The 23,664-nt window shown below is 69.7% G+C and carries 24 protein-coding genes; 15 read left to right on the top strand and 9 right to left on the bottom strand.

From position 1 onward, the window contains the following. Window positions 1-683: 683 nt before the first annotated feature. On the bottom strand, window positions 684-1,346 hold the full coding sequence (locus tag JOM49_RS34210) for a GntR family transcriptional regulator (protein WP_245369566.1): 663 nt from the start codon (window positions 1,344-1,346) through the stop codon (window positions 684-686). 97 nt (window positions 1,347-1,443) lie between these two features. On the opposite strand from JOM49_RS34210, the gene JOM49_RS34205 reads away from it, so the two are divergent. Together JOM49_RS34205 and JOM49_RS34200 are read left to right on the top strand one after the other, a co-directional pair. After that, complete coding sequence (locus tag JOM49_RS34205; RefSeq protein WP_209668285.1) at window positions 1,444-2,607, top strand: mandelate racemase/muconate lactonizing enzyme family protein; 1,164 nt, start codon at window positions 1,444-1,446, stop codon at window positions 2,605-2,607. 47 nt (window positions 2,608-2,654) lie between these two features. Beyond that, window positions 2,655-4,028 carry a cation:dicarboxylate symporter family transporter gene (locus JOM49_RS34200; RefSeq protein ID WP_209668284.1) on the top strand — a complete coding sequence of 458 codons (1,374 nt, stop codon included), beginning with the start codon at window positions 2,655-2,657 and terminating at the stop codon, window positions 4,026-4,028. Between the two features lie 133 nt (window positions 4,029-4,161). Here the strand turns inward: JOM49_RS34200 and JOM49_RS34195 are convergent, their stop codons facing one another. The 3 genes from JOM49_RS34195 to JOM49_RS34185 are packed head-to-tail and all read right to left on the bottom strand — an operon-like array spanning window position 4,162 to window position 7,759. Further along, a complete protein-coding gene (locus JOM49_RS34195) occupies window positions 4,162-6,138 on the bottom strand; it encodes an acyltransferase family protein (RefSeq protein ID WP_209668283.1) in 1,977 nt (658 codons plus the stop codon). Next, window positions 6,135-6,782, bottom strand: coding sequence for a response regulator (locus tag JOM49_RS34190; protein WP_282770296.1), 648 nt, complete (start codon window positions 6,780-6,782; stop codon window positions 6,135-6,137). Before JOM49_RS34190 ends, JOM49_RS34195 begins: the two co-directional genes overlap by 4 nt. Continuing rightward, window positions 6,779-7,759, bottom strand: a complete 981-nt coding sequence (locus tag JOM49_RS34185; protein ID WP_209668282.1) for a HAMP domain-containing sensor histidine kinase — start codon at window positions 7,757-7,759, stop codon at window positions 6,779-6,781. The genes JOM49_RS34190 and JOM49_RS34185 overlap by 4 nt, the downstream gene beginning before the upstream one ends. A 139-nt stretch (window positions 7,760-7,898) precedes the next feature. Here JOM49_RS34185 and JOM49_RS34180 point away from each other — a divergent pair, with 139 nt between their 5' ends. From JOM49_RS34180 to JOM49_RS34135, 10 genes are all read left to right on the top strand, one after another. Then, on the top strand, window positions 7,899-8,357 hold the full coding sequence (locus JOM49_RS34180) for a CBS domain-containing protein (RefSeq protein WP_209668280.1): 459 nt from the start codon (window positions 7,899-7,901) through the stop codon (window positions 8,355-8,357). A 2-nt stretch (window positions 8,358-8,359) separates the two neighbouring features. After that, entirely contained in the window at window positions 8,360-9,646 is a 1,287-nt protein-coding gene (locus JOM49_RS34175; RefSeq protein ID WP_209668279.1) for an ArsB/NhaD family transporter, read from the top strand. A 259-nt stretch (window positions 9,647-9,905) separates the two neighbouring features. Continuing rightward, the gene (locus JOM49_RS34170; protein ID WP_245369565.1) at window positions 9,906-10,670 is read left to right on the top strand and encodes an NHL repeat-containing protein; all 765 of its coding nucleotides are present in this window, start codon (window positions 9,906-9,908) and stop codon (window positions 10,668-10,670) included. Between the two features lie 51 nt (window positions 10,671-10,721). Further along, window positions 10,722-11,318, top strand: a complete 597-nt coding sequence (locus tag JOM49_RS34165; RefSeq protein ID WP_209668278.1) for a TetR/AcrR family transcriptional regulator — start codon at window positions 10,722-10,724, stop codon at window positions 11,316-11,318. Then, entirely contained in the window at window positions 11,315-12,484 is a 1,170-nt protein-coding gene (locus JOM49_RS34160; RefSeq protein WP_209668276.1) for an SGNH/GDSL hydrolase family protein, read from the top strand. The genes JOM49_RS34165 and JOM49_RS34160 overlap by 4 nt, the downstream gene beginning before the upstream one ends. A gap of 51 nt (window positions 12,485-12,535) precedes the next feature. Then, window positions 12,536-13,368, top strand: a protein-coding gene (locus JOM49_RS34155; protein WP_245369318.1) for an IS5 family transposase whose coding sequence is annotated in 2 segments (ribosomal slippage) — window positions 12,536-12,872 and window positions 12,872-13,368 — 834 coding nt in all. Because the reading frame shifts where the segments join, the coding sequence is not laid out codon by codon here. Window positions 13,369-13,468: 100 nt separating this feature from the next. Then, window positions 13,469-13,771, top strand: coding sequence for a hypothetical protein (locus JOM49_RS34150; RefSeq protein ID WP_209668275.1), 303 nt, complete (start codon window positions 13,469-13,471; stop codon window positions 13,769-13,771). A gap of 462 nt (window positions 13,772-14,233) precedes the next feature. After that, entirely contained in the window at window positions 14,234-15,037 is an 804-nt protein-coding gene (locus tag JOM49_RS34145) for an alpha/beta fold hydrolase (protein ID WP_209668274.1), read from the top strand. Then, window positions 15,037-16,302, top strand: a complete 1,266-nt coding sequence (locus JOM49_RS34140; RefSeq protein WP_209668273.1) for a PP2C family protein-serine/threonine phosphatase — start codon at window positions 15,037-15,039, stop codon at window positions 16,300-16,302. The genes JOM49_RS34145 and JOM49_RS34140 overlap by 1 nt, the downstream gene beginning before the upstream one ends. Continuing rightward, window positions 16,299-16,619, top strand: a complete 321-nt coding sequence (locus JOM49_RS34135; RefSeq protein ID WP_209668272.1) for an STAS domain-containing protein — start codon at window positions 16,299-16,301, stop codon at window positions 16,617-16,619. The genes JOM49_RS34140 and JOM49_RS34135 overlap by 4 nt, the downstream gene beginning before the upstream one ends. A 4-nt stretch (window positions 16,620-16,623) precedes the next feature. On the opposite strand, the gene JOM49_RS34130 is transcribed toward JOM49_RS34135, so the two are convergent. Continuing rightward, on the bottom strand, window positions 16,624-16,977 hold the full coding sequence (locus JOM49_RS34130; RefSeq protein ID WP_209668271.1) for a DUF6292 family protein: 354 nt from the start codon (window positions 16,975-16,977) through the stop codon (window positions 16,624-16,626). Between the two features lie 159 nt (window positions 16,978-17,136). Here JOM49_RS34130 and JOM49_RS34125 point away from each other — a divergent pair, with 159 nt between their 5' ends. Together JOM49_RS34125 and JOM49_RS34120 are read left to right on the top strand one after the other, a co-directional pair. Continuing rightward, window positions 17,137-18,027, top strand: coding sequence for a hypothetical protein (locus JOM49_RS34125; protein WP_209668270.1), 891 nt, complete (start codon window positions 17,137-17,139; stop codon window positions 18,025-18,027). A gap of 22 nt (window positions 18,028-18,049) precedes the next feature. Then, window positions 18,050-18,688, top strand: coding sequence for a class I SAM-dependent DNA methyltransferase (locus tag JOM49_RS34120; RefSeq protein ID WP_209668269.1), 639 nt, complete (start codon window positions 18,050-18,052; stop codon window positions 18,686-18,688). 14 nt (window positions 18,689-18,702) lie between these two features. On the opposite strand, the gene JOM49_RS34115 is transcribed toward JOM49_RS34120, so the two are convergent. After that, entirely contained in the window at window positions 18,703-18,942 is a 240-nt protein-coding gene (locus tag JOM49_RS34115) for a hypothetical protein (protein ID WP_209668268.1), read from the bottom strand. A 180-nt stretch (window positions 18,943-19,122) separates the two neighbouring features. Here JOM49_RS34115 and JOM49_RS34110 point away from each other — a divergent pair, with 180 nt between their 5' ends. Next, on the top strand, window positions 19,123-19,968 hold the full coding sequence (locus tag JOM49_RS34110) for an alpha/beta fold hydrolase (RefSeq protein WP_209668267.1): 846 nt from the start codon (window positions 19,123-19,125) through the stop codon (window positions 19,966-19,968). On the opposite strand, the gene JOM49_RS34105 is transcribed toward JOM49_RS34110, so the two are convergent. Genes JOM49_RS34105 through JOM49_RS34095 form a run of 3 tightly spaced genes read right to left on the bottom strand, consistent with a single transcriptional unit; the run spans window position 19,965 to window position 23,537 of the window. Continuing rightward, entirely contained in the window at window positions 19,965-22,139 is a 2,175-nt protein-coding gene (locus JOM49_RS34105) for a xanthine dehydrogenase family protein molybdopterin-binding subunit (RefSeq protein WP_209668266.1), read from the bottom strand. The two genes, JOM49_RS34110 and JOM49_RS34105, sit on opposite strands and share 4 nt — an antisense overlap. Further along, entirely contained in the window at window positions 22,139-23,098 is a 960-nt protein-coding gene (locus JOM49_RS34100; RefSeq protein WP_209668264.1) for an FAD binding domain-containing protein, read from the bottom strand. The genes JOM49_RS34105 and JOM49_RS34100 overlap by 1 nt, the downstream gene beginning before the upstream one ends. Beyond that, complete coding sequence (locus tag JOM49_RS34095) at window positions 23,085-23,537, bottom strand: (2Fe-2S)-binding protein (RefSeq protein WP_209668263.1); 453 nt, start codon at window positions 23,535-23,537, stop codon at window positions 23,085-23,087. The genes JOM49_RS34100 and JOM49_RS34095 overlap by 14 nt, the downstream gene beginning before the upstream one ends. Window positions 23,538-23,664 lie beyond the last annotated feature (127 nt).

The following is a 23,664-nucleotide window of genomic DNA, read 5'->3' as shown; positions in this document are numbered from 1 at the left end:
AGCTGAGCTCCGCGGGCAGCGACGGCCGCCATGCTGGAGTTCTGCGCCCAGTACAACATCACCGCCGATATCGAACTCCCTTCCGCCCGCACGCGTAAACGAAGCCCTCGACCGCCTGGAGCGCAACGACGTCCGCTACCGCTTCGTACTGGACATGTCCGACTTGCCGCAGAACCACTGACGGCCCAGCGGACTCATCCGCGTCGAACATGCTCAACTCGGCATGAGCGAGCGTTCGGCGCATCGGTTCGCGGCGTGAGCGTCTGCCTTGCGGCATGGGCGGGCACCACGGGCGCCCGCGTCACCGCGGGGTCTTGGTCGTCCTGCGGAGTTTGCTGCGCAGTGCGCGGTGCGCGACCGGGCCGAGGTCGTCCAGTGCTGCTCGGGCTCCGTCCAGGTCGGCGCCTTCGTTGGGCCACCCGTGAGCACCTGGCCCGGCTGGGTGCCGAGGTGTCGACCGAGCGGGTGTGCGTCGATCGGAACCGGTTTCGGGTGGGGGAGTGACCGCCGGAATCGGTTTCGGCCTCGCGATCATCGCCCACCTGCTCGGCGAAGAGGCGGCGAAGTTCGCCCAACTCGCGACCCCAGCCGCTATTCGACGCCGGTTCCCCGGAGGGTGCCTGGCCCGCGGTGGTGGCCCGGCTCGAAGGGTGCTGGGGAATCGAAAACGCTGACTCGCGTAGCTAGGAAGACAGTTCTCGTTGTTCGAGTACCGCGATGGCGGTGGCCGTGAGGCTGCGTTCGATGTGGGCGTGCATGAGGTCGCGGGCCCCGGTGGTGTCCCCGGCCGTGATGAGTTCGACGAGTTCGTGGTGCTCGCGGTGGTCCCGGGTGCGGGGTTCGTCGCCGGGGGGCAGGTCGAGTCCGAGGCGGCGGTAGCGGTCCGACTTGTCCCAGATGTCGTCGAGCATCCTGATCAGGACGTCGTTGTGGGAAGCGGTGTAGAGCGCCCGGTGGAAGGCGCGGTGGGCGGTGAGCCCTTCTTCGCCCCACGTCCTGGTCACGGGCACGAGCCGGGCGGCCGCGGCGCGCAGGGTGGTGAGGTCGGTGTCCGTGCGCCGCTCGGCGGCCAGCATCGCGGCGGTCGGGTCGAGCGAGAGCCGGACCTCGAACAGCTGGCGGGCTTCGGTGGCGTTGATGGCCGCGACCTTGGCGTCACGCTGGGTGTCGAGATCGATCAGGCCTTCGCTGCTGAGCCGCCGGATCGCTTCGCGCAACGGGGTGAGGCTCATGCCGAACTCGTCGGCCAGGTCGCGCTGGGCGAGCCGCGAGCCGGGGGCGAGTCCACCGCTGAGGATGCGGCCGCGCAACTCCTCGTAGGCCGCGTCGCCCTTGCTGGAAAACATGCTCGCGTCGCTCCCTCGCCGCAACCGGCCCTTGTGCATCGGCCGTCCCGAACCTACCATCCGTCGTAATTTATAAATTACAACGAGAGGTAGGCCGATGAAGATCGTCTCGGTGCACGAGGGCGTGGTGCCGATCAGCTCGTCCATCCGCAACGCCTGGATCGACTTCAGCTCGATGGACTGCTCGATCGTCGCGGTCGTGTCCGACGTCGTGCGGGACGGCGAGCCCCTGGTCGGCTACGGGTTCAACTCCAACGGCCGCTACAGCGCCGGGGAGATCCTGCGGCGCCGGGTGGTGCCGCGGCTGCTCGACGCCGACCCGGACGCGCTGCTGGCCGAGGACGGTCAGCTCGACCCGGCTCGCGCGTGGGACGTGGTGATGACCAACGAGAAACCGGGCGGGCACGGGGAGCGCTCGGTCGCGGTCGGCGTGGTGGACATGGCGTTGTTCGACCTCGCCGCGAAGATCGCCGGGCAGCCGCTGTACCGGTGGCTTTCCGACCGCTACGGCGACGGCGACCCCGACGACAAGGTGTTCGTCTACGCCGCCGGCGGCTACTACGCGCCCGGCAAAACCTCGCGCGACTTGCAGGACGAGATGCGAGGCTTCCTCGACCAGGGCTATCGCGTGGTCAAGATGAAGATCGGGGGAGCGGACCTGGCCGAGGACCTCGAGCGCATCGAAGCCGTGCTGGAGGTGCTCGACGGCGACGGGTCGCGCCTGGCCGTCGACGTCAACGGCCGGTTCGACCTGGCGACCGCGCTGGACTACGCGCGGGCGATCGAGCCGTACGGCCTGTTCTGGTACGAGGAGATCGGCGACCCGCTGGACTACCGGCTCAACGCCGTCGTCTCCGAGCAGTACCGCGGCCCGATCGCCACCGGGGAGAACCTGTTCTCCCTGCAGGACGCGCGCAACCTCATCCGCTACGGCGGCCTGCGCCCCGACCGCGACTACCTCCAGTTCGACCCGGCGCTGGGCTACGGGCTGACCGAGTACCTGCGCATCCAGGACATGCTCGCCCGGCACGGCTGGTCCTCACGCCGGTGCATCCCCCACGGCGGACACCAGTTCTCCCTGCACATCGCCGCCGCGCTCAAGCTGGGCGGCAACGAGTCCTACCCCGGCGAGTTCCAGCCCACCGGCGGGTTCGCCGACGGCGCCGTGGTCGAGGACAGTTACGTCGGCCTCACCGAAACCCCCGGCATCGGCTTCGAGCAGAAGGCCGCGTTCCACCGGGTCCTGCGCGCCCTGCACTGACCCCGTCGCACCACTCCCCACACAACGCCGTGCCAAGGAGAACAACGATGTCGTCCCACGCCGGCCCGGTCCGCCCCGGGCGTTCCCGATTCCGCAGGCTGCTCGGTGAGCTCTGGTTCCAGGTGATCGTCGCCGCCGTGCTGGGCGTCGCGGTCGGACTGGCCGCCCCCGGGGTGGGGGAGAACCTGAAGCCGCTCAACGACTGGTTCATCGCGCTGGTCAAGATGATCGTCATCCCCGTGGTGTTCTGCGTGGTCACCACCGGGATCGCCTCGATGGACAACCTGCGCAAGGCCGGCCGGATCGGCGCGAAGTCGATCGGCTACTTCCTGGTGCTGTCCCTGCTCTCGATGCTGATCGGCCTGCTCGTCGCCAACGTGTTCCAGCCCGGCGCCGGGATGAACGTCGACCCCGCCACCCTCGACGCGAGCGCCGTCCCGGCCTCGGCCACCGAGCAGCACGCCTCCTTCACCGGGTTCGTCTCCAGCCTGATCCCGGAATCGCTGTTCGGCGCGATCACCGGTGACGGCATCCTCGCGGCCCTGCTGATCTCGATCGTCTTCGGCGTCGCGCTCAACATGGCAGGCCCGTCCGCCGCGCCACTCACCAGCGGCATCTCGGCTCTGTCCACAGTGGTCTTCCGGATCGTCGGCTGGGTGATGCGGCTGGCGCCGATCGGCACCTTCGGCGCGCTCGCGACCGTCGTCGCCACCTACGGCGCCGGGAGCCTGCAGCAACTCGGCTACCTGATCCTGCTGTTCCTCGGTACCTGCGTGCTCTACGTCGTGGTGATCCTCGGGGCGATCATGCGGGTGTGCAGGCTGAGCCTGCTCGGGCTGATGCGCTTCCTCAAGGCCGAACTGCTGGTCGCCCTGTCCACCTGCTCCAGCGAAGCCGTGCTGCCGCAACTGGTGCGGAAGCTGGAGATCCTGGGGATCGGCCGCCCGGTGGTCGGGATCGTGATCCCGTCCGGCTTCTCGTTCAACCTCGACGGCTCTGCCGTCTACCTCACCATGGCCTCGCTGTTCCTGGCCCAAGCACTGGGTATCGACCTGAGCTGGCAGCAGCAACTGGTCATGGTCGGGGTGATGATGCTGACCAGCAAGGGCACCGCCGGTATCGCGGGCGGCGCCTTCATCGTCCTGGCCAGCACCATCACCGCCGTCGGGCACATGCCGCTGGCCGCGCTCGCGCTCATCGTGGGCATCGACCGCATCCTCAACGAAGGCCGCGTGTTCATCAACGTCCTCGGCAACGCCGTCGCCGCCATCGTGATCGGCAAGTGGGAGAAGGACTTCGACCACGACCGGGCCACCACCGTGCTGAGCGCCCGCGGCGAGCAGGTCGAAGCCCTCGAAGCCGAATACGAGGCCGCGCAACGATCGCCGGGTACCGGCCACCTCCGCACCCCGCGACGCTGACGCGGGTGGCTTCCCGCTGGGCCGGCGATGGCTCGCCCCAATGCTATGAGTGGGGCATTACTTGCAATGAACGCAAGTAATGCCCCACTCATAGCATTCAACCGTTTCGCTCTGGCCACTGAGCGCGTGGTCGTCAGGAGGGGGCGTCCTCGGTGCGCCAGCCCAGCGCGGTCTCCACCGCTTCCTCCACCATCGGCGCCATGGTGGTCATGTAGGTCGAGGTCACGTGGTTGTCGTCCAGGTAGAGTAGGACGTTGCCGATCACCGGCGGGCACAGGTCGCGCTCGCAGAAGTAGTCGCTGAAGTCGAGGAACGAGACCTCCGGCGGCACGTCGATGCCGAGGTACGGCGGTTCCGGCGCGAACAGGTCGGCTCGCGGCGTGCTGCACTCCGGTGCCTTGGGGCCGTTGGCATCCACGCAGGCTGACGGCGCGAAGTCGTACCGCGGGTTGTCGCGGGCGGCCAGCACCGGGATGCCCGCGGCGGCGACCTTCCGCCACTGCGAGACATACCCGGGCGGGGTGTGCTCCACCATGCCGACCCTGGCGTCGCGCGTGCCGATGGTGAACACCGCGTCCGGGGCGATGGCCACGATCTCGTCGGCCACCGCGGCGTTCCAGTCGATGCACGGCTGGTCGCCCGGCACGCTGTCGGAGTCGGTGGAGAACGGGCAGCCACCTCGCAACATTGAGATGAGCTGCCAGTTCTTCCGTTCCGCCACCGGCCGCAGTGCGGCGATGAACTGCTGGGCGTGGGAGTCGCCGGCGACCACGATCCGCTTCGACGGCGGGTCCCCGGCGCCGGTCGTGCAGATCGACAGCTCCGCGTGCCGCTCGGCGACCGTGCAGTCGCCGGTGTCCGCGTATTCCTCCGGCAGGGACAGGAAAGCGGGGACGAGCGGCGGGTCGGGCGCGCCCCAGTACTCGAAGCCGGGCGTGAGCGCGCGTGCGCCGGGGTGGTCGGGGGAACCGGCCGCCAGCGCGTACGCGTCGGCCTTCCAGCGGGCCGCCACCTGCCAGCCCCCGGCGGCCAGCAGCACCGGCACCAGGGCGATCGCGGCGAACCGGTGGGCGCGCACCCGCACCTGCCGGGCCGGGTCCTCGATGAAGTGGTGGGTCAGCACGGCGAGCGCCACGGACAGCCCGATGATCCCGGCGCCGCCGACCAGCCCGATCTCCGTGCGTTCCCGCGCGATCAGGTAGAACACCAGGATCGGCCAGTGCCACAGGTAGAGCGAGTAGCTGAGGTCGCCGAGGTAGCGCATCGGCCGCGCGCTCAGGATTCGGTCGGCGCCGAAGGGGCTGCCGCTCGCCCCGGCCAGCAGCACGGCCATCGCCGACAGCAGTGGCCAGAGCGCCGCGTAGCCCGGGAACTGTTCGCCGACGGTGAGCACCAGGCCGCACGAGATCAGCCCGGCGATGCCCAGCCAGCCCAGCAGCACCCGTACCAGCGCGGGCAACGGGACCTTGTCGATGAACAACGCGAGCAGGCCGCCGAGGGCGAACTCCCACACCCGGGTGAGCGAGTGGAAGTACGCCAGCGGCTGGTCGATCGCGGTGAGCACCACCGAGAACGCCAGCGAACCCGCGAACACCGCGATCAGCGTGCCGGTCAGGAAACGCCGGGCGACCAGCGCGATCAGCAGCGGCCACAGCAGGTAGAACTGGCCCTGGATGGACAGCGACCAGAAGTGCTGCACCACGCTCGACTGGTCGTGCTGGGTGAAGTAGTCGGCCGAATCCGCCGCCAGGCGCCAGTTCTCCAGGAACACTGCGGAGGCGAAGACCTCGCGGATGGTCTGGAACCAGCGGTGCTCCGGCAACAGCAGCACCGAAGCGGCGATCACCGCGAGCAACACGGTCAACGCGGCCGGGAGCAGGCGTTTGGCCACCTTGCCCCAGAACGCCGCGAAGCCGATCCGCCCGCGTTCGCGCGCCCGCACCAGCTGCCCGGTCAGCAGGAAGCCCGAGATCAGGAAGAACACGTCCACGCCGCCGGAGATCCGGCCGAACCAGACGTGGTAGACGACCACCAGCACCACGGCGATCGCCCGCAGCCCCTGCAGTTCCGGCCGGTAGCGCCGGGGGGCGGCCGTGAACCGTTCGCTCACAGCTCCACCAGCCCCGCGCGGATGGCGTACCGGGTCAGCGCGACCCGGTCCCGCATGCCCAGCTTCTGCAGGATGTTCGCGCGGTGGCGGTCCACCGTCTTGACGCTGATCACCAGCGTCCCGGCGATCTCACGGGCGGAATGGCCTTCGGCGATCAGCTTGACGATCTCCTCTTCGCGCGGGGTGAGGATGCTGTCGGGCAGCCGGTCGCCCTGGCGGTCACGGCGCAGGTAGTCGCGCACCAGCGCGGTGACCGCGCCCTGGTACAGGAAGGGTTCCCCGCGCATGGCCGCGCGGCAGGCCTCCATCAGGTCCTGGTCGGCCACCGACTTGAGCACGTACCCGGAGGCGCCCGCCTTGAGCGCCTCGAAGAAGTACCGCTCGTTGTCGTACATCGACAGCATCAGGATGCGGATCCCCGGCGCCCGGCGCGAGATCTCGCGCGCGGCCTGGATACCGGTCATGCGCGGCATCGCGATGTCGAGGATGGCCAGGTCGACTTCGTCGGCGACGGCGGCTTCGATCGCCTCGGCGCCGTCGGCCGCCTCGGCGACCACGGTCAGGTCGGGTTCGGCGTCGAGGATGAGCCGGAGCCCGCGCCGCACCAGCGCGTGGTCGTCGGCCAGCAGGATGCGCGTGCTCACCGGGGCACCCGCAGGCAGACGTCGGTGCCGTCCACTGTGGACGTCACGGTGAGTTTCGCGCCGATCAGCAAAGCCCGCTCCCGCATCCCGCGGATCCCCGCTCCTTCGTGTTCGATGCCGCCCGTGCCGTTGTCGGTCACCCGCAGCGTCAGCTGGCCGCGGCGGACGGTCAGTGAAAGGTCCACTTCGGCCGCCCCGGCGTGCCTGGCCACGTTGGTCAGGCTCTCCTGGGCGATCCGGTACAGCACCAGCTCGACGTCCGGGCTCAGCTCCGGCAGGTCGTGGTCCACCCACCGGTTCACCCGCAGCTCGCCGAACTCGCTGCTCAGCGCGTGCAGGGCGCTTTGCAGGCCGAGATCGGCCAGCACCCCTGGCCGCAGCCGGCGGGCGACCTGCCGGACTTCGTCGAGGCTGTCCCGCACGGTTTCTTGCATGGCGTGCAGCTCCTCCCGCAGCTCGGCGGGCGCGCGGTCGACCGTCCGCTTGAGGCCGAGCAGCACCACGGTCAGGCTCTGCCCGATCTCGTCGTGCAGCTCACGGGCGATGCGCTGGCGTTCGGCTTCCTGCGCGGCGAGCGCGTGCGCGCTGCTCTCGCTGCGCTCGGCCTCCAGCCGGTCGAGCATGGTGTTGAAGGTGTGCACCAGGTGCGTCACGTCGCCGTGATCGCGTTCGGTGAGCCGGTCGCTCGCGCGCAGCAGGTCCACCCGCTGCATCAACGTGGCCAGCGCGTCCAGCGGGGCGAGGCTGCCCCGCACCAGCACCGCGTTCGCCGCGAGGATCAGCAGCAGGCCGATCACCAGCACCGGGATCTCGGTGATCTGCACCGGGGCGGACACCGTGGCGGGGGAGAAGGCGAGCACGAGCGTGGCCGCGGAGAACAGCAGCCCGTTGATCAGCAGCAGCCGCCGGAACAACGCTTGCGTGGGACGCAGTGCTCTTCCGGCAGATCCCTCGGCAGTCACACTGCGGTCGATCATCCCCTCACCCTCACCCGCCGTGAGCCCGCTGTCCATGGGAGTCAACACCCATTCGGGTGGGGGCCGGTGGTGTCCGGTTTGCCCTGAATGGGTGTTCGACCCGATGTTGCCGAAGCCCTGACCAGCCAAAACTCAGGGCATGCAGGTCAAGGACATCGCTGTGCACGTGCCGACGGTCACCGTGACCGATCCCGTGGCGAAGGCGGTCCGGGTGATGGCGGTCGCGCGCCTGCCCGGACTGGTGGTCGTCGACAACCACGGGCGCCCGCGCATCGTGCTCCCCGGCACCCAGGTGCTGCGGCTGGCCGTGCCGGGCAGCTACCAGGAGGACCCGGCGCTGGCCAGGGCCGTGGACGAGGACCACGCCGACCGGTTCTGGCAGGAACTGGGCGACCTCACCGTCGGCGACTGCCTGCCGCGCCAGCCGGTCAAGCTGGTCACGGTGCCGGAGAACGCCACGCTGCTGGAGGCCGCGGCGCTGATGGCCCGCCTGCACAGCCCGCTGCTGGCGGTGATCGGCCGCGACGGCACGCTGTCCGGCGCGATCACCCTGGACCGCCTGCTGACCAGCCTCGCGCTGGCCGGATTCGGGGACTGATCTTGGGTCCCGTCCTCGCGCTGGCGATCTTCGGCATCGCCTACTTCTTCATCGCCACCGAGAAGCTCGACAAGGTCGCGGTGGTGCTCACCGCCTCGGGCGCGATGGCCGTGCTCGGGCTGATCCCCGGCTCCGGGGTGTTCTACTCCGAGCACGAGGGCATCGACTGGAACGTCGTCTTCCTGCTGCTCGGCATGATGGTCATCGTCGGGGTGATCAAGCAGACCGGCCTGTTCGACTACCTGGGCATCTGGGCGGCGAAGCGGTCCAAGGGCAGGCCGTACCGGCTGATGGTGATGCTGATGGGCATCACCGCGGTCGCCTCGCCCTTCCTGGACAACGTCACCACGATCATGCTGGTCGCGCCGGTCACCGTGGTGGTCTGCAACCGGCTGCGCATCGCCGCCCAGCCGTACCTGATCGCCGAGATCCTCGCGTCGAACATCGGCGGCGCGGCCACCCTGATCGGCGACCCGCCCAACATCATCATCGGCAGCCGCGCCGGACTGAGCTTCAACGACTTCCTGGTGCACATGGCGCCGATCGTGGTGGTCGTCTTCCTGGTGTTCGTGCTGCTGACCAAGGTGCTGTTCCGGCGGTCCTTCGAGTACCACCCCGAGCAGGTGGCCGAGGTGATGGCGCTGCAGGAACGCCGGGCCATCACCGACCCGAAGCTGCTGGTGCGCTGCCTGGTGGTGCTGGCCGGGGTGGTCGCCGGGTTCGCGCTGCACGCGGTGGTGCACGTCGAACCGTCGATCGTGGCGCTGGTCGGCGCCGGGGTGATGGTGCTGGTCTCGCGCGCCGACGTCGGTGACGTGCTGCGTGAGGTCGAATGGCCCACGCTGGTGTTCTTCATGGGCCTGTTCGTGATGGTGGCCGGCCTGACGCACACCGGCGTCATCTCGACCGCAGGCACCTGGGCGGTCGACGCGCTCGGCGACAACTACTTCGCCGCGGCGACCGCGCTGCTGTTCGGTTCCAGTGTGCTCGGCGCGTTCTTCGACAACATCCCTTACGTGGCGACGATGACGCCGATCGTCGAGGGCGTGGTGGCGCAGGTGCCGGACCCGCGGACCGGGCAGGCGCTGTGGTGGTCGTTCGCGCTCGGGGCCGACTTCGGCGGCAACGGCACGGCGGTCGCGGCGAGCGCGAACGTGGTGGCGATCGGCATCGCCGCGCGGACCGGGCACCGGATCAGCTTCTGGCAGTTCACCAAGTACGGCATCGTGGTGACGCTGCTGAGCACGCTGATGGCCTGGATCTACGTGTGGCTGCGTTACTTCATGTAGCGGAAAACGCCATCGATCCGGATCGGCGATCGCTGGGGTGACGGACGTGTATTGGACGGGCCCCGGCGCGCCACGGGAAAGTCGGGGCCATGCGAATCACCGGATTCAAAGTCGCCGCAGTCGCGTTCGGACTGATCGTCACGATGAATACGCCCGCCGGGGCCGCTCCCGCGGCGTTCCCGGCCACGATCCGGTTGCCGGACGGGTTCCAGGCCGAGGGCATCGCCACCGGCCCCGGCCCGTCGCCTACTTCGGTTCCATGGCGGACGGTTCCGTCTACCGCGCCGACCTGCGCAGCGGACGCGGTGAAATCTTCAGCCCAGGGCCGGGAACCCCGGCTCTGGGGCTGAAGACCGACCGGCACGGGCGCCTGTTCGTGGCCGGTGGCACCGGCGGTGACGTGCGTGTCCTCGACACCCGCACCGGCCGAACGCTCGCCTCCTACCGCGTGACCACCGGCCCGGCGTTCGTCAACGACGTCATCCTCACCGAGGACGCCGCCTGGTTCACCGACTCCACGAACCCGGTGCTGTACAAGCTGCCGCTGCACGCCGGGCGGCTGCCCGAAGCCGCGGTGCGCATCCCGCTCACCGGGGCGCTCACCTACGGCGAAGGATTCAACGCCAACGGAATCACTGCTACGCCGGACGGCCGGGGTTTCCTCGTCGTGCAGTCGAACACCGGCGGGCTGTTCCGCGTCGAGGAGTCCGGCGTGACCCACCGGGTGGACCTGCACGGCGAATCCCTGCTCGACGGCGATGGCCTGCTTTTGCGCGGGCGGACGTTGTTCGCCGTGCAGAACCGGAGCAACACCGTGGCCGTGGTGCGCCTGAACGCCGCGGGGACCGAGGGTCGCGTGGTGCGCCGGGTGACCGATCCCCGGTTCGACGTGCCCGCGACGGTGGCCGAGTTCGGTTCCCGGCTGTACCTGCCCAACGCGCGTTTCCGCTTCACCACGCCACCGACCCCGCCGACGCCGGACATGCGGTACGACGCCGTCGCCATCCCCATCCCGACGGGCTGACCGAATTCCTACTCCCAATAGGCTGTGTCCTACATGTGTTAGGCTGGGTGCATGGAGCGAGGACAGCTCAGCCAGCACGCGGTGATCCTGCGAGGCGCGCAGATCGCGGACGCGACGGGGTTCGATTCGGTGAGCCTCGCGGAGGTCGCGCGGTCCTTCGGCGTGCGAACACCCAGCTTGTACGGGCACGTCCGTGACCTCGCGGCGCTGCGGGACGGGATCACGGTGCTGGCGCTCGGCGAGCTTTCCGCGCGGATCGGGGAAGCCATCGCCGGGCGGTCAAACCGGGAAGCGTTGGCAGGGTTCATCGACGCGCATCGGACCTACGCGGCAGAGCACCCCGGCCGGTGGGAGTCCTTGCAGCGCCGGGCTGGGGCGGAGGCGGTGAACGCCCCCGAGGCGCGGAAGGTCGTGCAAGCCACCGACGCGGTCCTCCATGGCTACGGGATCACCGGCGACGCCCGGACGCACGCCATCCGGATAGTCGGCGCGGCGATCAGCGGATTCCTGAACCTGGAACGCGTCGGCAGTTTCGCCCACAGCTCGCCCGGGACCGAGCGGTCCTGGGAGGAACTGACCGGCAGTCTGCACTTCCTCCTCGTCCACTGGCACCGTCGCGAAGAACCACTCAAGGAAGACCCAGCATGATCACCACGCCCCTGACCGCGGAACTCGTCCACGGTGCGGTGAACCTCGAACTCGTCGACCGTGGCGTGCGTCCGCACCGCCTTCCGCGGCTCGTCCGCGAGCGGTTCGCGGATCAGCAGCTCAAGCTCATGGAGGCTCAACCCTCGGGCGTGCGGGTCGCTTTCGTCACCACTGCCCGCAGCGTCTCCCTCGAGGTCCACGCCACTCGCGTGACGTATCAGGGGATCAAGCGCGCTCGCGGTGCCCTCGACTTCGTCATCGACGGTGCTTTCCACGGCTCGCACGTCCTCGCGCAGGGGGACTTCACCGAGCTGAACCTGGGCACCGGCACGAGCAGGTTCACCCCCGGCGAGAGCGATCACGTCCTCGTCGAGGACCTGGCGGCAGGGGAGAAGACGGTCGAAATCTGGCTGCCCCACAACGAACAGATCGACCTGGTCGCCCTGCACACCGATGAACCCGTGCGACCCGCGCCGCCGACGGGGCCGGTGTGGTTGCACCACGGCAGTTCCGTGAGCCACGGCTCGAACGCCACGAGCCCCACCCGGATCTGGCCGGTCGTGGCAGCGCGGCGCGCCGGCGTGCAGCTGCGCAACCTGGGGTTCGGCGGAAGCGCTCTCGTGGACCCGTTCATGGCTCGCGTCATGCGTGACACCGATGCGGACTTCATCAGTGTGAAGCTCGGCTTGAACGTGGTGAACCTCGACGGCATGCGGTTGCGGATTTTCGTCCCGGCGATCCACGGTTTCCTCGACACCATCCGCGACGGTCACCCCACGACGCCGCTCCTGCTCATCTCGCCTCTTTACTGTGCGATCCACGAGAACACTCCCGGCCCGGGTGCGTTCGACCCGGCCACCTTCGGTACCGGCACGGTGAAGTTCATCGCCACCGGCGACCCGGACGACGTCAAGAACGGGCGCCTCACGCTGGAGGTGGTCCGGCAGGCTCTCGAGGAAGTTTTCGCCAGCCGCTCCAGCGACGCGAACCTCCACCACCTCGATGGCCGAACCCTCTACAGCGCCGCCGACGCCCAGCGACACCCGCTCCCGGACGACCTGCACCCCGACACGGACACCCACCTCCTCATCGGCGAACGCTTCTCCGAGTTCGTCTTCGGCGCGCAGGGAGTAGTGAGCGGACTCGCGAACCGGCACAACGCTTAGACCGCATCTCGTTTGGGGTGGTTGTCGGGCGGGCGATAGTGTTGATCGGCGATGACGGATGTGGAGAAGTGGTGTCCGGAGCCGTTGTGGCTGCTGGCGTGTTCGCTGTTGCCCGATGCGCCGCAACGCCACCAGGGCGGGGGTCGGCGCCGGTTGGACGACCGTGCGGTGCTGGCCGCGATCTTGTACGTGCTGCAGACCGGTTGTGCCTGGTCAGCGGTGCCGGCCTCGTTCGGTGTGAGTGCTCCGACGGCGCATCGCCGATTTACGGAGTGGGTCGAGGCGGATGTGTTCGCCCGGCTGCACCAGATGATGCTGGATCTGCTCGGTTCTGCCGGAGCGATCGACTGGTCTCGGGCGTCGGTGGACGCCATGCAGGTCAGGGCGGTAAAAGGGGGGACCTGACCGGTCCCAGTCCGGTCGACCGGGGCAAGCCGGGCTCGAAGATTCACGCGATGAGCGATCGCGGTGGCATCCCGCTGTCGGTGGTCGTCTCCGCGGCCAACCGCAACGACCACCTGACGTTCGAGGCGGTGGTCGATGCGGTCGAGCCGGTCGCCGGGCCGGTCGGACGGCCTCGGCGCCGGCCGCGCAAGCTGCACGCGGACAAGGGCTACGACTATGCGACCTGCCGGAAGGTGCTGCGTCGGCGGGGCATCATTGCTCGGATCGCCCGCCGGGGTATCGAGTCGGCCACACGGCTGGGACGTCATCGGTACGTCGTCGAGCGGACCTTGGAGTGGGTTTCCCGGTTCCGGCGGCTGGCCCGTCGCTACGAGCGCAAGGCCGTCCATTTCCTGGGTTTCACCCAGCTGGCCTGCGCAGTGATCTGCTACCGCCGAGCGGTCAAGCTGGATCTTCTCACCCACGACAACCCCAAATGAGATGCGGTCTTAGCCGACCAGCGCCGTCACACCAGCCCACCCCGCGACGACTCAGGTACTGACGCAGCGGAAAGATCGCTGCCGGGCACGAGGACGAACCATGACTGAGACGGCCAAGAAGTTCACCGACCTCGGGTTGCAGACGCCTTCCGTCTGGAGCAACACCACCACCGTGGCGAGAAGCCAGGAAAGCATCCTGGCAGCTGGCGGCCCATCGGACGCGGCCAGGCAGATCGCGATGGAGCAGCTCGGCGTCCTGCACTCCATCCGGCGCATCCTGATGTGGGTCCTGATCATCATCCCTGCGGTCGCGGTCGGACTCGCGATCGTGGGCGCGGCGATCTCCGCGTCTTCGGGCGACACCTCGTCCTCGACGCGCTGCACCTCGCTCTACTACTGCTGATCCACCCCCATCACCGTTCCGAAGCGCCTGGCGAGGTCATCGACGAGCGCGCTGGCCGCCGTGCACGTCGCCTCGGCGGTGGCTGGGTGGCGTACCACGGCAAGGTGAGATCACCGGGCGTGGTGTAGCGCGCGTGCCTCGGCGCGACGTACGCTCGGCGGGTTCCGCTCTGACTGCTCAGGGCAAGGACACCAGGTCGGTCATGGTCCCGGGACCATGACCGATCGTCTCCTCGTTGCTGAGGCGGCCCTGGCCTGGACTGCTCAAGCCAGGGCCTGAGCGAGTCATGATCCCGGGATCACGGCTCGCCTTGGTCCGGCGATACCCCGCAGCCCCGGCGCTAAACCGGATACCGGCCAGTCGGAAGGCCCCGCGGAACCGTTGCGGGGCACCGCGGAACCCGGCGACACGCTGCTCACGGCTTCGTTCGACGGTGCCCGGCCGGGGTGCGAGGATGCGCGTATGGACATCCGCCGGAGGAACAACGTCACCGTCACCGGGCCCGCCGACGGGCCGGTGGTGCTGCTCGCGCACGGGTTCGGCTGCGACCAGAACCTGTGGCGTCTCGTGGTCCCGGCGCTGGCCGAACGCCACCGGGTGGTCCTGTTCGACTACGTGGGCTCCGGGCGTTCGGAACTGTCCGCCTGGGACGAGCAGCGGTACTCGACGCTGGACGGCTACGCGCGTGACGTCCTGGAGATCTGCGAGGAACTCGACCTGCGCGAAGTGACCTTCGTGGGGCATTCGGTGAGCGCGATGATCGGCGTGCTGGCCGTCAAGGAGGCCCGCGAGCGGTTCGCGTCGCTGGTGCTGCTCGTGCCGTCGCCGCGCTACATCGACGACGAGGGCTACCGCGGTGGCTTCAGCGCCGAGGACATCGACGAACTGCTGGAATCGCTGGAATCCAACTACCTCGGCTGGTCCTCGGCGATGGCCCCGGTGATCATGGGCAACCCCGGCCGGCCGGAACTGGGGGAGGAGCTGACGGCCAGCTTCTGCGCCACCGACCCGGACATCGCCAGGGTGTTCGCCCGTACCACCTTCCTCTCGGACTCCCGCGCCGACCTGGCCGATGTGCCCGTGCCGACGCTGATCCTGGACTGCACGCAGGACGTGATCTCGCCACCGGAGGTGGGCGCGTTCGTGCAAGCCGCGATCCCGGGGAGCCAACTGCGCACCCTGGACGCGGTCGGCCACTGCCCGCAGCTGAGCGCCCCGGAGGCGACCGCCGGCGCGATCCTGGAGTTCCTGGGAAGCACCCGGTGATGTCCCACCGCGGGCACTGCCCGCCCCAGCAACCCGACGACGACGCGGGTACCAACGCCACGTTCACCGCGCTGCTGGAAGACAGCGCCGAGGAGCTCTACGACCGCGCGCCGTGCGGGTACCTGTCCACCTTGATGGACGGCACGATCGCGAAGATCAACGGCACGCTGCTGGACTGGCTGGGGTACGAGCGCGACGAGGTCGTCGGGCGGCTGCGGTTCTCCGACCTGCTCACCGTGGGCGGGAAGCTGTACCACGAAACGCACTTCGCCCCGCTGCTGCACCTGCACGGCGAAGCCAGCGGTATCGCGCTGGAACTGCGCACGGCGGCCCGCGCGCAACTGCCGGTGCTGGTGACCTCGGTGGTCAAGCGGGGCACCGAAGGCGAGCCGCTGCTCATCCGCACCACGGTGTTCGACGCCCGCGAGCGGCGCTCCTACGAACGCGAACTCCTGCACGGCCGGAAGGTTGCCGAAGAGGCGCGCCGGCAGGCCGAGCGGGATCGCGCGCGGTTGCAGCACGCGCTGGCCGTGCTGCAGAAGAGCCTGCTGCCCGAAACCCTGCCCGAGGTGCCGAACCTGCGGTCCGCCGCCTACTACCACGCGGCTTCGCCCGATCAGCTCGGCGGCGATTTCTACGACCTGTTCCCGCTGGCGGACGAGAAGTGGGCGTTCTTCCTCGGTGACGTCTGCGGCAAGGGACCCGAGGCCGCCGCGGTGACCTCGCTCACCCGCTACACCCTGCGCACCGCCGCGATGCACGACCCCGACCCGGTCACCGCGCTGACCACGCTGAACCGCGTGCTGCACCAGCGCTACACCGGCGGGGACACCCGGTTCTGCACCGCCGTCTTCGGCACGCTGGAACCGGACGGCGACGGCATGCGCGTCCGGCTCGCCGCGGGCGGTCACCCGCCCGCCTTGGTGATGCGCGCGGACGGCGGCACCGAATACCTCGCCACGCCGGGCGGGATGCTGGTCGGGATCCTTCCCCAGCCGGTTTTCACCCCGGCCGAGACGGTGCTGCGGCCGGGGGACACCATGCTGCTCTACACCGACGGCCTCACCGAAGCCCGCATCGGCCGCGACCGCGCGCTCTACGGCGAGGAAGCCCTGCAGTCACTCGGCGGCGAGCTGGCCCCGGTTTCGCCCGACGCGTTGATCGCCGCGCTCACCGACCTGCTGAGCAGCTTCGGTGACGGCCTCAACGACGACGCGGCCCTGCTCGCCCTCGGCGTTCCCACCGATCCTGGAATCCGCTCGTGAACACACTGACCGTGGCCACCAAGACCAGCTCCGACGGTGCCGTGCTCGTGGTCGCCGGTGACCTCGACTTCGCCAGCGCGCCCCTGATGCGCGAGGCGCTGGAAGGCGTCCACGTGACCGCCGGGCAGTCCCTCGTACTGGATCTGGGCGGGATGACCTTCTGCGATTCGGGTGGCCTCACCGCGCTGGTCGCCGCTCGGCACCAGGCCGTCGAGGCCGGTGCCGAGATCGTTTTGGCCGCGGTGCCGGACCACACGCGCCGCATCCTCAAGCTCGTCGGGCTCGAGTCGCTGTTCGTGCTACGGCCCCAAGCCTGAACAATCAGGCAGCCGCCTGCGGATCGGGGAGCCGCGGCACGCCCATCAGGCGGCTCACGGCGAACGCGGCGACGTCACGGGGTGCGGGACGGATTCCGTCGGGGCACCGCGAGATCACCACGGGGTCCTCGTTGCCTTCGGTCTCCAGTGCCAGCGCCCAGCCGTGCTGCTCGTCCCAGATCAACGCGACATCGCGGTCCGGGAAGGCCGCCAGGCGCCCGTCCAGCGCGAGGTAGGCGGCCAGCGGGGTCGCCTGCACGTAGAAGCTGTCTCCCTGCTGCCCGAGTGCGCCCGCCACCATGCGCACGTACCGGCGAAGCTCGTTGACCTCGGTTTCGGCGAAATCCACACCCAGCACAGCGACCACCTCATTACCCGGAGAGCTACAGAAACAGCGAAAGGCCCCTTTGCCCCGCCTCCTCGAGATACCCGCGCGCGGGGTCGACAAACATCGAAAAGGTCACGGCTGTCCGATCTGTTCAAGACCGCTTTCGCGGTGCGCTGCCATCCTTTGCCCATGAGCGTTGATCTGTCCCGTGCCGAATCCTTCCTCGCCGGGCACGCCCGGCTGCTCGACCGCCGCCGCTTCGAGTTGCTGTCCGGCCGGACCGGGCCGGACACCGTGCTCGCCGCGCTGGACGGCTATCGCAATGACGACGGTGGTTACGGCTGGGGGCTGGAGCCTGATTTGCGTGCACCGGAAAGCCAGCCCGGTGGCGCGCTGCACGCTTTCGAGGTGTTCGAGGACATCGCGCCGGTCACCACGCCGCGCGCGGTCGAATTGTGCGACTGGCTGGACTCGGTGACGTTGCCGGACGGCGGCCTGCCGTTCGCGCTGCCGGTGGCCGATCCCAGTGCCGTCGCGCCGTTCTGGGCTGACGCCGACCCCACCGTGTCCACGTTGCAGAGCACCGCCTTCGCCACGGGTGTCGCGTTGCGGGTCGCCGCGCACGATTCCGCGGTGGCCGCGCACCCCTGGCTGGAGCGCGCCGCGGAGTACTGCTTCGCGGCGATCGACGCGCTGGATTCGGCGCCGCACGCGATCGCCCTGTCGTTCGCGGTCCGCTTCCTGGACGCCGCCTACGAGCGTTATCCAGCCGCGGCACCGTTGCTGGACCGACTCGGCCGGTTCGTCCCCGACACCGGGCTGGTCCCGGTCGAAGGCGGCAGCGAAGGCGAGACGATGCGCGCGCTCAACTTCGCGTCGGTGCCCGGCAGCCCGGCGAGCAAGTTGCTGCGTCCCGGCGTGCTGGAGGCCGAACTGGACGAACTCGCCGCGCGGCAACAGGAGGACGGCGGCTGGACCGTCGACTTCGCCAGCTACTCACCGGTGGCGGCGCTGGAATGGCGTGGGTACGTGACCGTGGGTGCCCTGCTGACCCTCAAGCGCGCCGGGCGCCTCAGCTGAGCCGAAGCGCTACCGTGGGCCGGTGACCGACCACGTGACCCGGACGCGAGCCGCCTACGACACCGTCGCCGAGTCCTACGCGGAGGTGTTGCGCGACGAACTGGCCGCCAGCCCATGGGATCGGGCGATGCTGACCACCTTCGCCGAGATGGTCGGCACCACGGGCCCGGTCGGTGATCTGGGGTGCGGGCCGGGACGCTTGACCGGGTACCTGGCTTCGCTGGGCCTCGACGTGTTCGGCGTGGACCTCTCGCCCGGCATGGTCGCCGTGGCGAAGCGGTCGCATCCGGCACTGCGGTTCGAGGTCGGTTCCTTGCTCGCGCTGGACCTGGATGACGGCGCGCTGGCGGGCGCGCTCGCGTGGTACTCGCTGATCCACACGCCGCCGGAGCAGTTGCCGCGAGTGGCGGCGGAACTGGCGCGGGTGCTGGCGCCGGGCGGGATCCTGCTGACCGCGTTCCAGGTCGGCGACGAGCCGCGCCACCTCTCGCGGGCCTACGGTCACGACATCTCGCTGGAGGCCTACCGGTTGCCGCCGGACGGTGTCGCGGAGTTGCTGACCGAAGCGGGTTTCGAAATCGAGGCGCGGTTGGTGCGCCGACCCCAGCCGCAGGAGAAGACCCCGCAGGCGTATCTGCTGGCGCGCAAGCTCGCCGGCTAGTGGGCTAGCGGCTCCTACCAGGCCTTCTTCGGCCCGTCCCGGCGTCGGGACGGGTGCCAGTCCTTGCGCTTCGGCAATGGCTTCCCGCGTGCCACGCTGACCCACAGCAGCGCGGACACCAGCAGGCTGGGCGCCACCGTCAGGTAGACCGGCCAGTCGTGGAACCCCGACAGCCACAACATCACCGCCACGCCGACGGACACCAAAGTCCACGTCATGGCCAGCGTGCTGCCGTTCTCCCGGCAGCGCACCATCCAGCTCCGTCTGTGCGCCCGACCGCCCCGCATCACCACTCCTGGCACCACTACCACCACCACCTCGGTCTCGCTGGGTGAATACCCGTTCGGCGGCGCTTCAACCCTGCGGACCGACCTGCTCTATCGTTCCGTAAAATTCCCTATCAAAGGTCATATAGCGAACGATAGGGTAGTGACATGTCGATCTTCAAGACGGAAGCGGGCGGCCGCGAGATCCGGAGCCGCTACGAGAAAATGCTCGAGAGCTGGCCCGTCCCGGCCGAGCGGGTCCGCGTGCCGACCCGCGAGGGTGAGACGTTCGTGCTCGTGTGCGGCCCCGAGGACGCGCCACCGCTGGTGCTGCTCCACGGATCCGGGTCGAACGCGGCGATGTGGCTGGGGGACGTCACGGCCTGGGCGGAGCACTTCCGCGTCCACGCCGTCGACATGATCGGCGAGCCGGGGCTGTCCGCGCCTTCGCGTCCACCGCTGGCTTCCGAGGCGTACGCGGGGTGGCTGGACGACGTCCTCGGCCACTTCGGCGTCCAGCGGACCGCCATCGTCGGCGCGTCGCTCGGCGGCTGGCTGGCGCTCGACTACGCGACCCGGCGACCGGACCGCGTCGAGCGGCTCGCCCTGCTGTGCCCGGGCGGAGTCGGGCGGCAGAAGATCGGCTTCCTCTTCAAAGCCTTGCTGTACAAGCCGTTCGGCCGCTGGGGGATGCACCGCTCGATCAAGGCGATCGCGGGCGTCGACCCCCGGACCGAACCGGGAGTCGCCGAATACCTCACGCTGACGTTCACGCACTTCCTGCCACGCACGGAAAGGCTGCCTGTCTTCGGTGACGAAGCCCTGCGACGGCTGGACATGCCGATGCTGGTGCTCATCGGCGCGCGCGACGCGATGTTCGACTCCCGTGACACGGCGAACCGCATCGGGAACACCGCGCCGCACGCGACCGTGACCCTCCTGCCCGAAGTCGCGCACTCCATCCTCGGCCAGACCGTGCCGATCCTGGACTTCCTGCGCGAGAAGAACGACTAATCGTCGAGCAGATCCTCGATGGTGATGGGGATGTGACGTACCCGGACGCCCGTGGCGTTGTGGATGGCGTTGGCCACGGCCGCCGCCATGCCCACGGTGCCGATCTCGCCGAGGCCCTTGGCGCCGACGGCGTTGTGCAGGGTGTCCGGGTATTCGACGAAGTGCACGCCGACCTCCCCGATGTCGGCGTTCACCGGCAGGAGGTAGCCGGCGAAGTCGGCGTTGGCCAGGCGGCCGTTCGCTTCGATGTCCAGCCCCTCGTGCAGGGCCGCCGAGACACCCCAGATCATGCCGCCGATGATCTGGCTGCGGGCCGCCTTCTCGTTGATGATGCGACCGGCGTCGAACACGCCGAGCATCCGCGAAACCCTGGCCTCCCGCGTCCACCGGTGCACGCGGACCTCGCAGAACTGCGCGCCGAACGAGCTGAACGAGTGCTTGGTCAGCTCCTCGCCGGGAGCCGACGAACCCGTCACCGACAACGAGGAGCGTCCGGCTGCCCGCAGCACCTCGGCGAACGGCATGGTCCGGTCGCCGGCGAACACCCGCCCGTCGGCGTAGGTGACCTCCTGGCCGTCGAACGGGCCGCCCGGGCCCGAGGCCAGTGCGAGCAGTTCGTCGATCGCCTGGGTCGCGGCCGCCATGACGGCCGTCCCGGCGCTGGCCGTGGCGGTCGAACCACCCGACAGGCCACCGGAGGGCAGCGACGAGTCACCGAGCCGCGGCACGATCCGTTCCGGGGTGATGTCCAGCGACTCCGCGCCGATCAGCGAAAGCACGGTCAGCAGGCCGGTGCCCGGGTCCGCGCCGCTGGTCGCGACCACGGCCGTGCCGTCCTGCTGCAGGGTGACCTCGACCGAAGCGGGGAACCGCAGCGCGGGGAACATCGCGGTGGCCACGCCGAGGCCCACCAGCCAGTCGCCGTCGCGGTGGCCGCCGGGGGAGCGGTCCGCCCAGCCGAACCGGTCGGCGCCGATGCGGAAGCACTCGTCGAGGTGCTTGCTCGACCACTGCAGGTCCTTGCCGGGCGGCGCGCTGGAGTTGTTCCGCAGGCGCAGCTCGATCGGGTCCATGCGCAACGCGACCGCCAATTCGTCGATCGCGCTCTCCAGCGCGAAGGAGCCGGGTGCCTCACCCGGCGCGCGCATGAAGGTGGTCGGCGGGACGTGCAGGGGCACCATCTTCTGGCTGATGGCGAGGTTCTGCGTGGCGTACCACTCGCGCGAGGTGCCGTGCGAGGTCGGTTCGACGAAGGAGCGGGCCGCGTCCGTGCTGCACCACGAGTCGTGGCGGATCGCGATCAGCGTGCCGTCGGTGTCCGCGCCGAGGGTCACCTTCTGCACCGTCGCGGCGCGGGTGGCCGTCGCGGTGAACACCTGCTCCCTGGTCAGCGCCGCCTTGACCGGCCTGCCGAGCGCCCTGGCGGCGGCCGCGGCGAGGAACGCGGGCGCGGAGGTCCGGCCCTTGCCGCCGAACGCCCCGCCGACGAACGGGTTGACCGCGTGGACCTCCGACGGCTTCAACTCCAGTGCGCCGGCCAGTTCCGCGGCCTGCAGATCGCTGGCCTGGTTCCCGCTGTGCACCGTGAGACCTTCGGCGGTCCAGTAGGCGACCGCGGAATGCGGCTCCATCGCGGCGTGGTTCTGCGTCGCGGTGCGGTAGGTCGCGTCGACCACCACCGGGCTCGCCGCGAGTGCGTCCTCAATGGACTCTACGCCCGGCGCCAGCACCGACAGCGAAGGCGGGGCGCCGTCCATGGCCGCGGGAGCGTCCTGGGCGGTGGCCAGGCCGTCTTCCAGCGAGGTCAGCGCGGGCCGGGCCTGGTAGGTGACCTGGACGAGCAGTGCCGCGTCCCTGGCCTGCTCGAAGGTTTCCGCGACCACGAAACCGATCGGCTGGCCGTAGTAGGTGACCTCGCGGCTCTGCAACGGCACCCACGTCTCCCCGAAGAACGGGGTGGTCGGGGTGCGCAGGTCCAGCGGGTCGAAGGGGGAGTACACGCCGAGCACCCCGGGCGCGCCCTTCGCCGTGGTGACGTCCATGGCCTCGATCTCGCCGTGCGCGATGGTGCTGAGCACGAGGTAGCCGTACACCGTGCCCGGCGGGGTGTGGTCCATCCCGTACCGGGCCTGGCCGGTGACCTTCTGCGGTCCGTCCAGCCTGCTGGGCATCAGCGGCTCCCCTCGGTGAGTTCGAGCAGCGCGCGGACGAGGGTCCGGCGCAGCAGCGGCACCTTGAACCCGTTGCCGGACAACGGCTTCGCCCCTTCGCCAGCCACCGAAGCGGCCTTCTCGAAGGTCTCCAGCGTCACCGGCTCACCGCGCAGGGTCGCCTCGACGGCGGGCAGGCGCCACGGCACGGTGGCCACCCCGCCGGCCGCCACCCGGGCGTCGACGATGCGTGAATCGCGGATCTCCAGCGCGACGGCGGCCGAGCACAACGCGAACTCGTAGGACTGCCGGTCGCGCACCTTCACGTAGGTGGAGTTCGCGGCCCAGTCCAGGCGCGGGACGACCACCTCGGTGATCAGTTCGCCGGGCCGCAGGTCGTTCTCGGTGGCGGGGGTGTCGCCGGGCAGCCGGTAGAAGTCGGCCAGCTTGACCGTCCGGTTCCCGTCGGCGCCGGTCAGCCGGACCTCGGCGTCGAGCGCGACCAGCGCGACCGCCACGTCACTGGCGTGCGTCGCCACGCAGGCGTCGCTCGTGCCCAGCACCGCGTGCATGCGGTTGGCGCCTTCGAGTGCCGGGCAGCCGCTGCCGGGTTCCCGCTTGTTGCACGGGGTGGCGACATCGCGGAAGTAGGTGCACCGCGTGCGCTGCAACAGGTTCCCGCCGATGCTGGCCATGTTGCGCAGTTGCTGCGACGCGCTCAGGGACAGGGCGCGGGAGATCATCGGGTACACGCCGGGGTGCGCGGCGATGTCGCTCATCCGCTCCAGCGCGCCGATCCGCAGGCCGTCACCGGCGTCGATCCCGCGCAGGGGCAGGCCGTTGATGTCCAGCACCCGCCGCGGGGTCAGGACGTTCAGCTTCATCAGGTCGACCAGGGTGGTGCCCCCGGCGAGGAAGGTGCCGTCCGAACCGGCGGCGGCCTCGAGCGTGGTGGGTGCGGTCAGGTCAAAGGGTCGCATCGGCCTGCCTCGCCTGCTCGACCGCCGCGACGATGTTCGGGTAGGCCGCGCAGCGGCAGAGGTTGCCCGACATGAACTCGCGCACGTCGGTGACCTCCTGCTCGATCGCGGCGACCGCCGACATGAGCTGACCGGAGGTGCAGAAGCCGCACTGCAGCGCGTCCTGGTCGACGAAGGCGCGCTGGACCGGGTGCAGCTCGTCCGATGTGGACAGTCCTTCCACGGTGGTGACCGGTTCGCGGACGGTGGCGGCCAGGGTGAGGCAGGCGAGCACGGGCCTGCCGCCCACGTGCACCGTGCAGGCACCGCACTGGCCCCGGTCGCAGCCCTTCTTCGGGCCGGTGACGCCGAGGCGCTCGCGCAGCGCGTCGAGCAGGGTCACGCCGGGGTCGGCCTCCAGGGTCTCGGTGCTGCCGTTGACTTCGAGTGAGAGGTTCACTGGATCTCTTTCCCGCAGATCGTCGGGTACCGGAGCAGTGAAGCGGATAGTCATCCGGTTCCCTCGCAGGCTAGCGGATGAGAATCCGCTTCGCAACGAGGCCCGTCACCCGGAGTTGCTCCAGCTC

The organism is Amycolatopsis magusensis (assembly GCF_017875555.1).
In the GTDB taxonomy this organism is placed as follows: Bacteria; Actinomycetota; Actinomycetes; order Mycobacteriales; family Pseudonocardiaceae; genus Amycolatopsis; species Amycolatopsis magusensis.
This window is presented reverse-complemented; position numbering and strand designations above follow the sequence as displayed.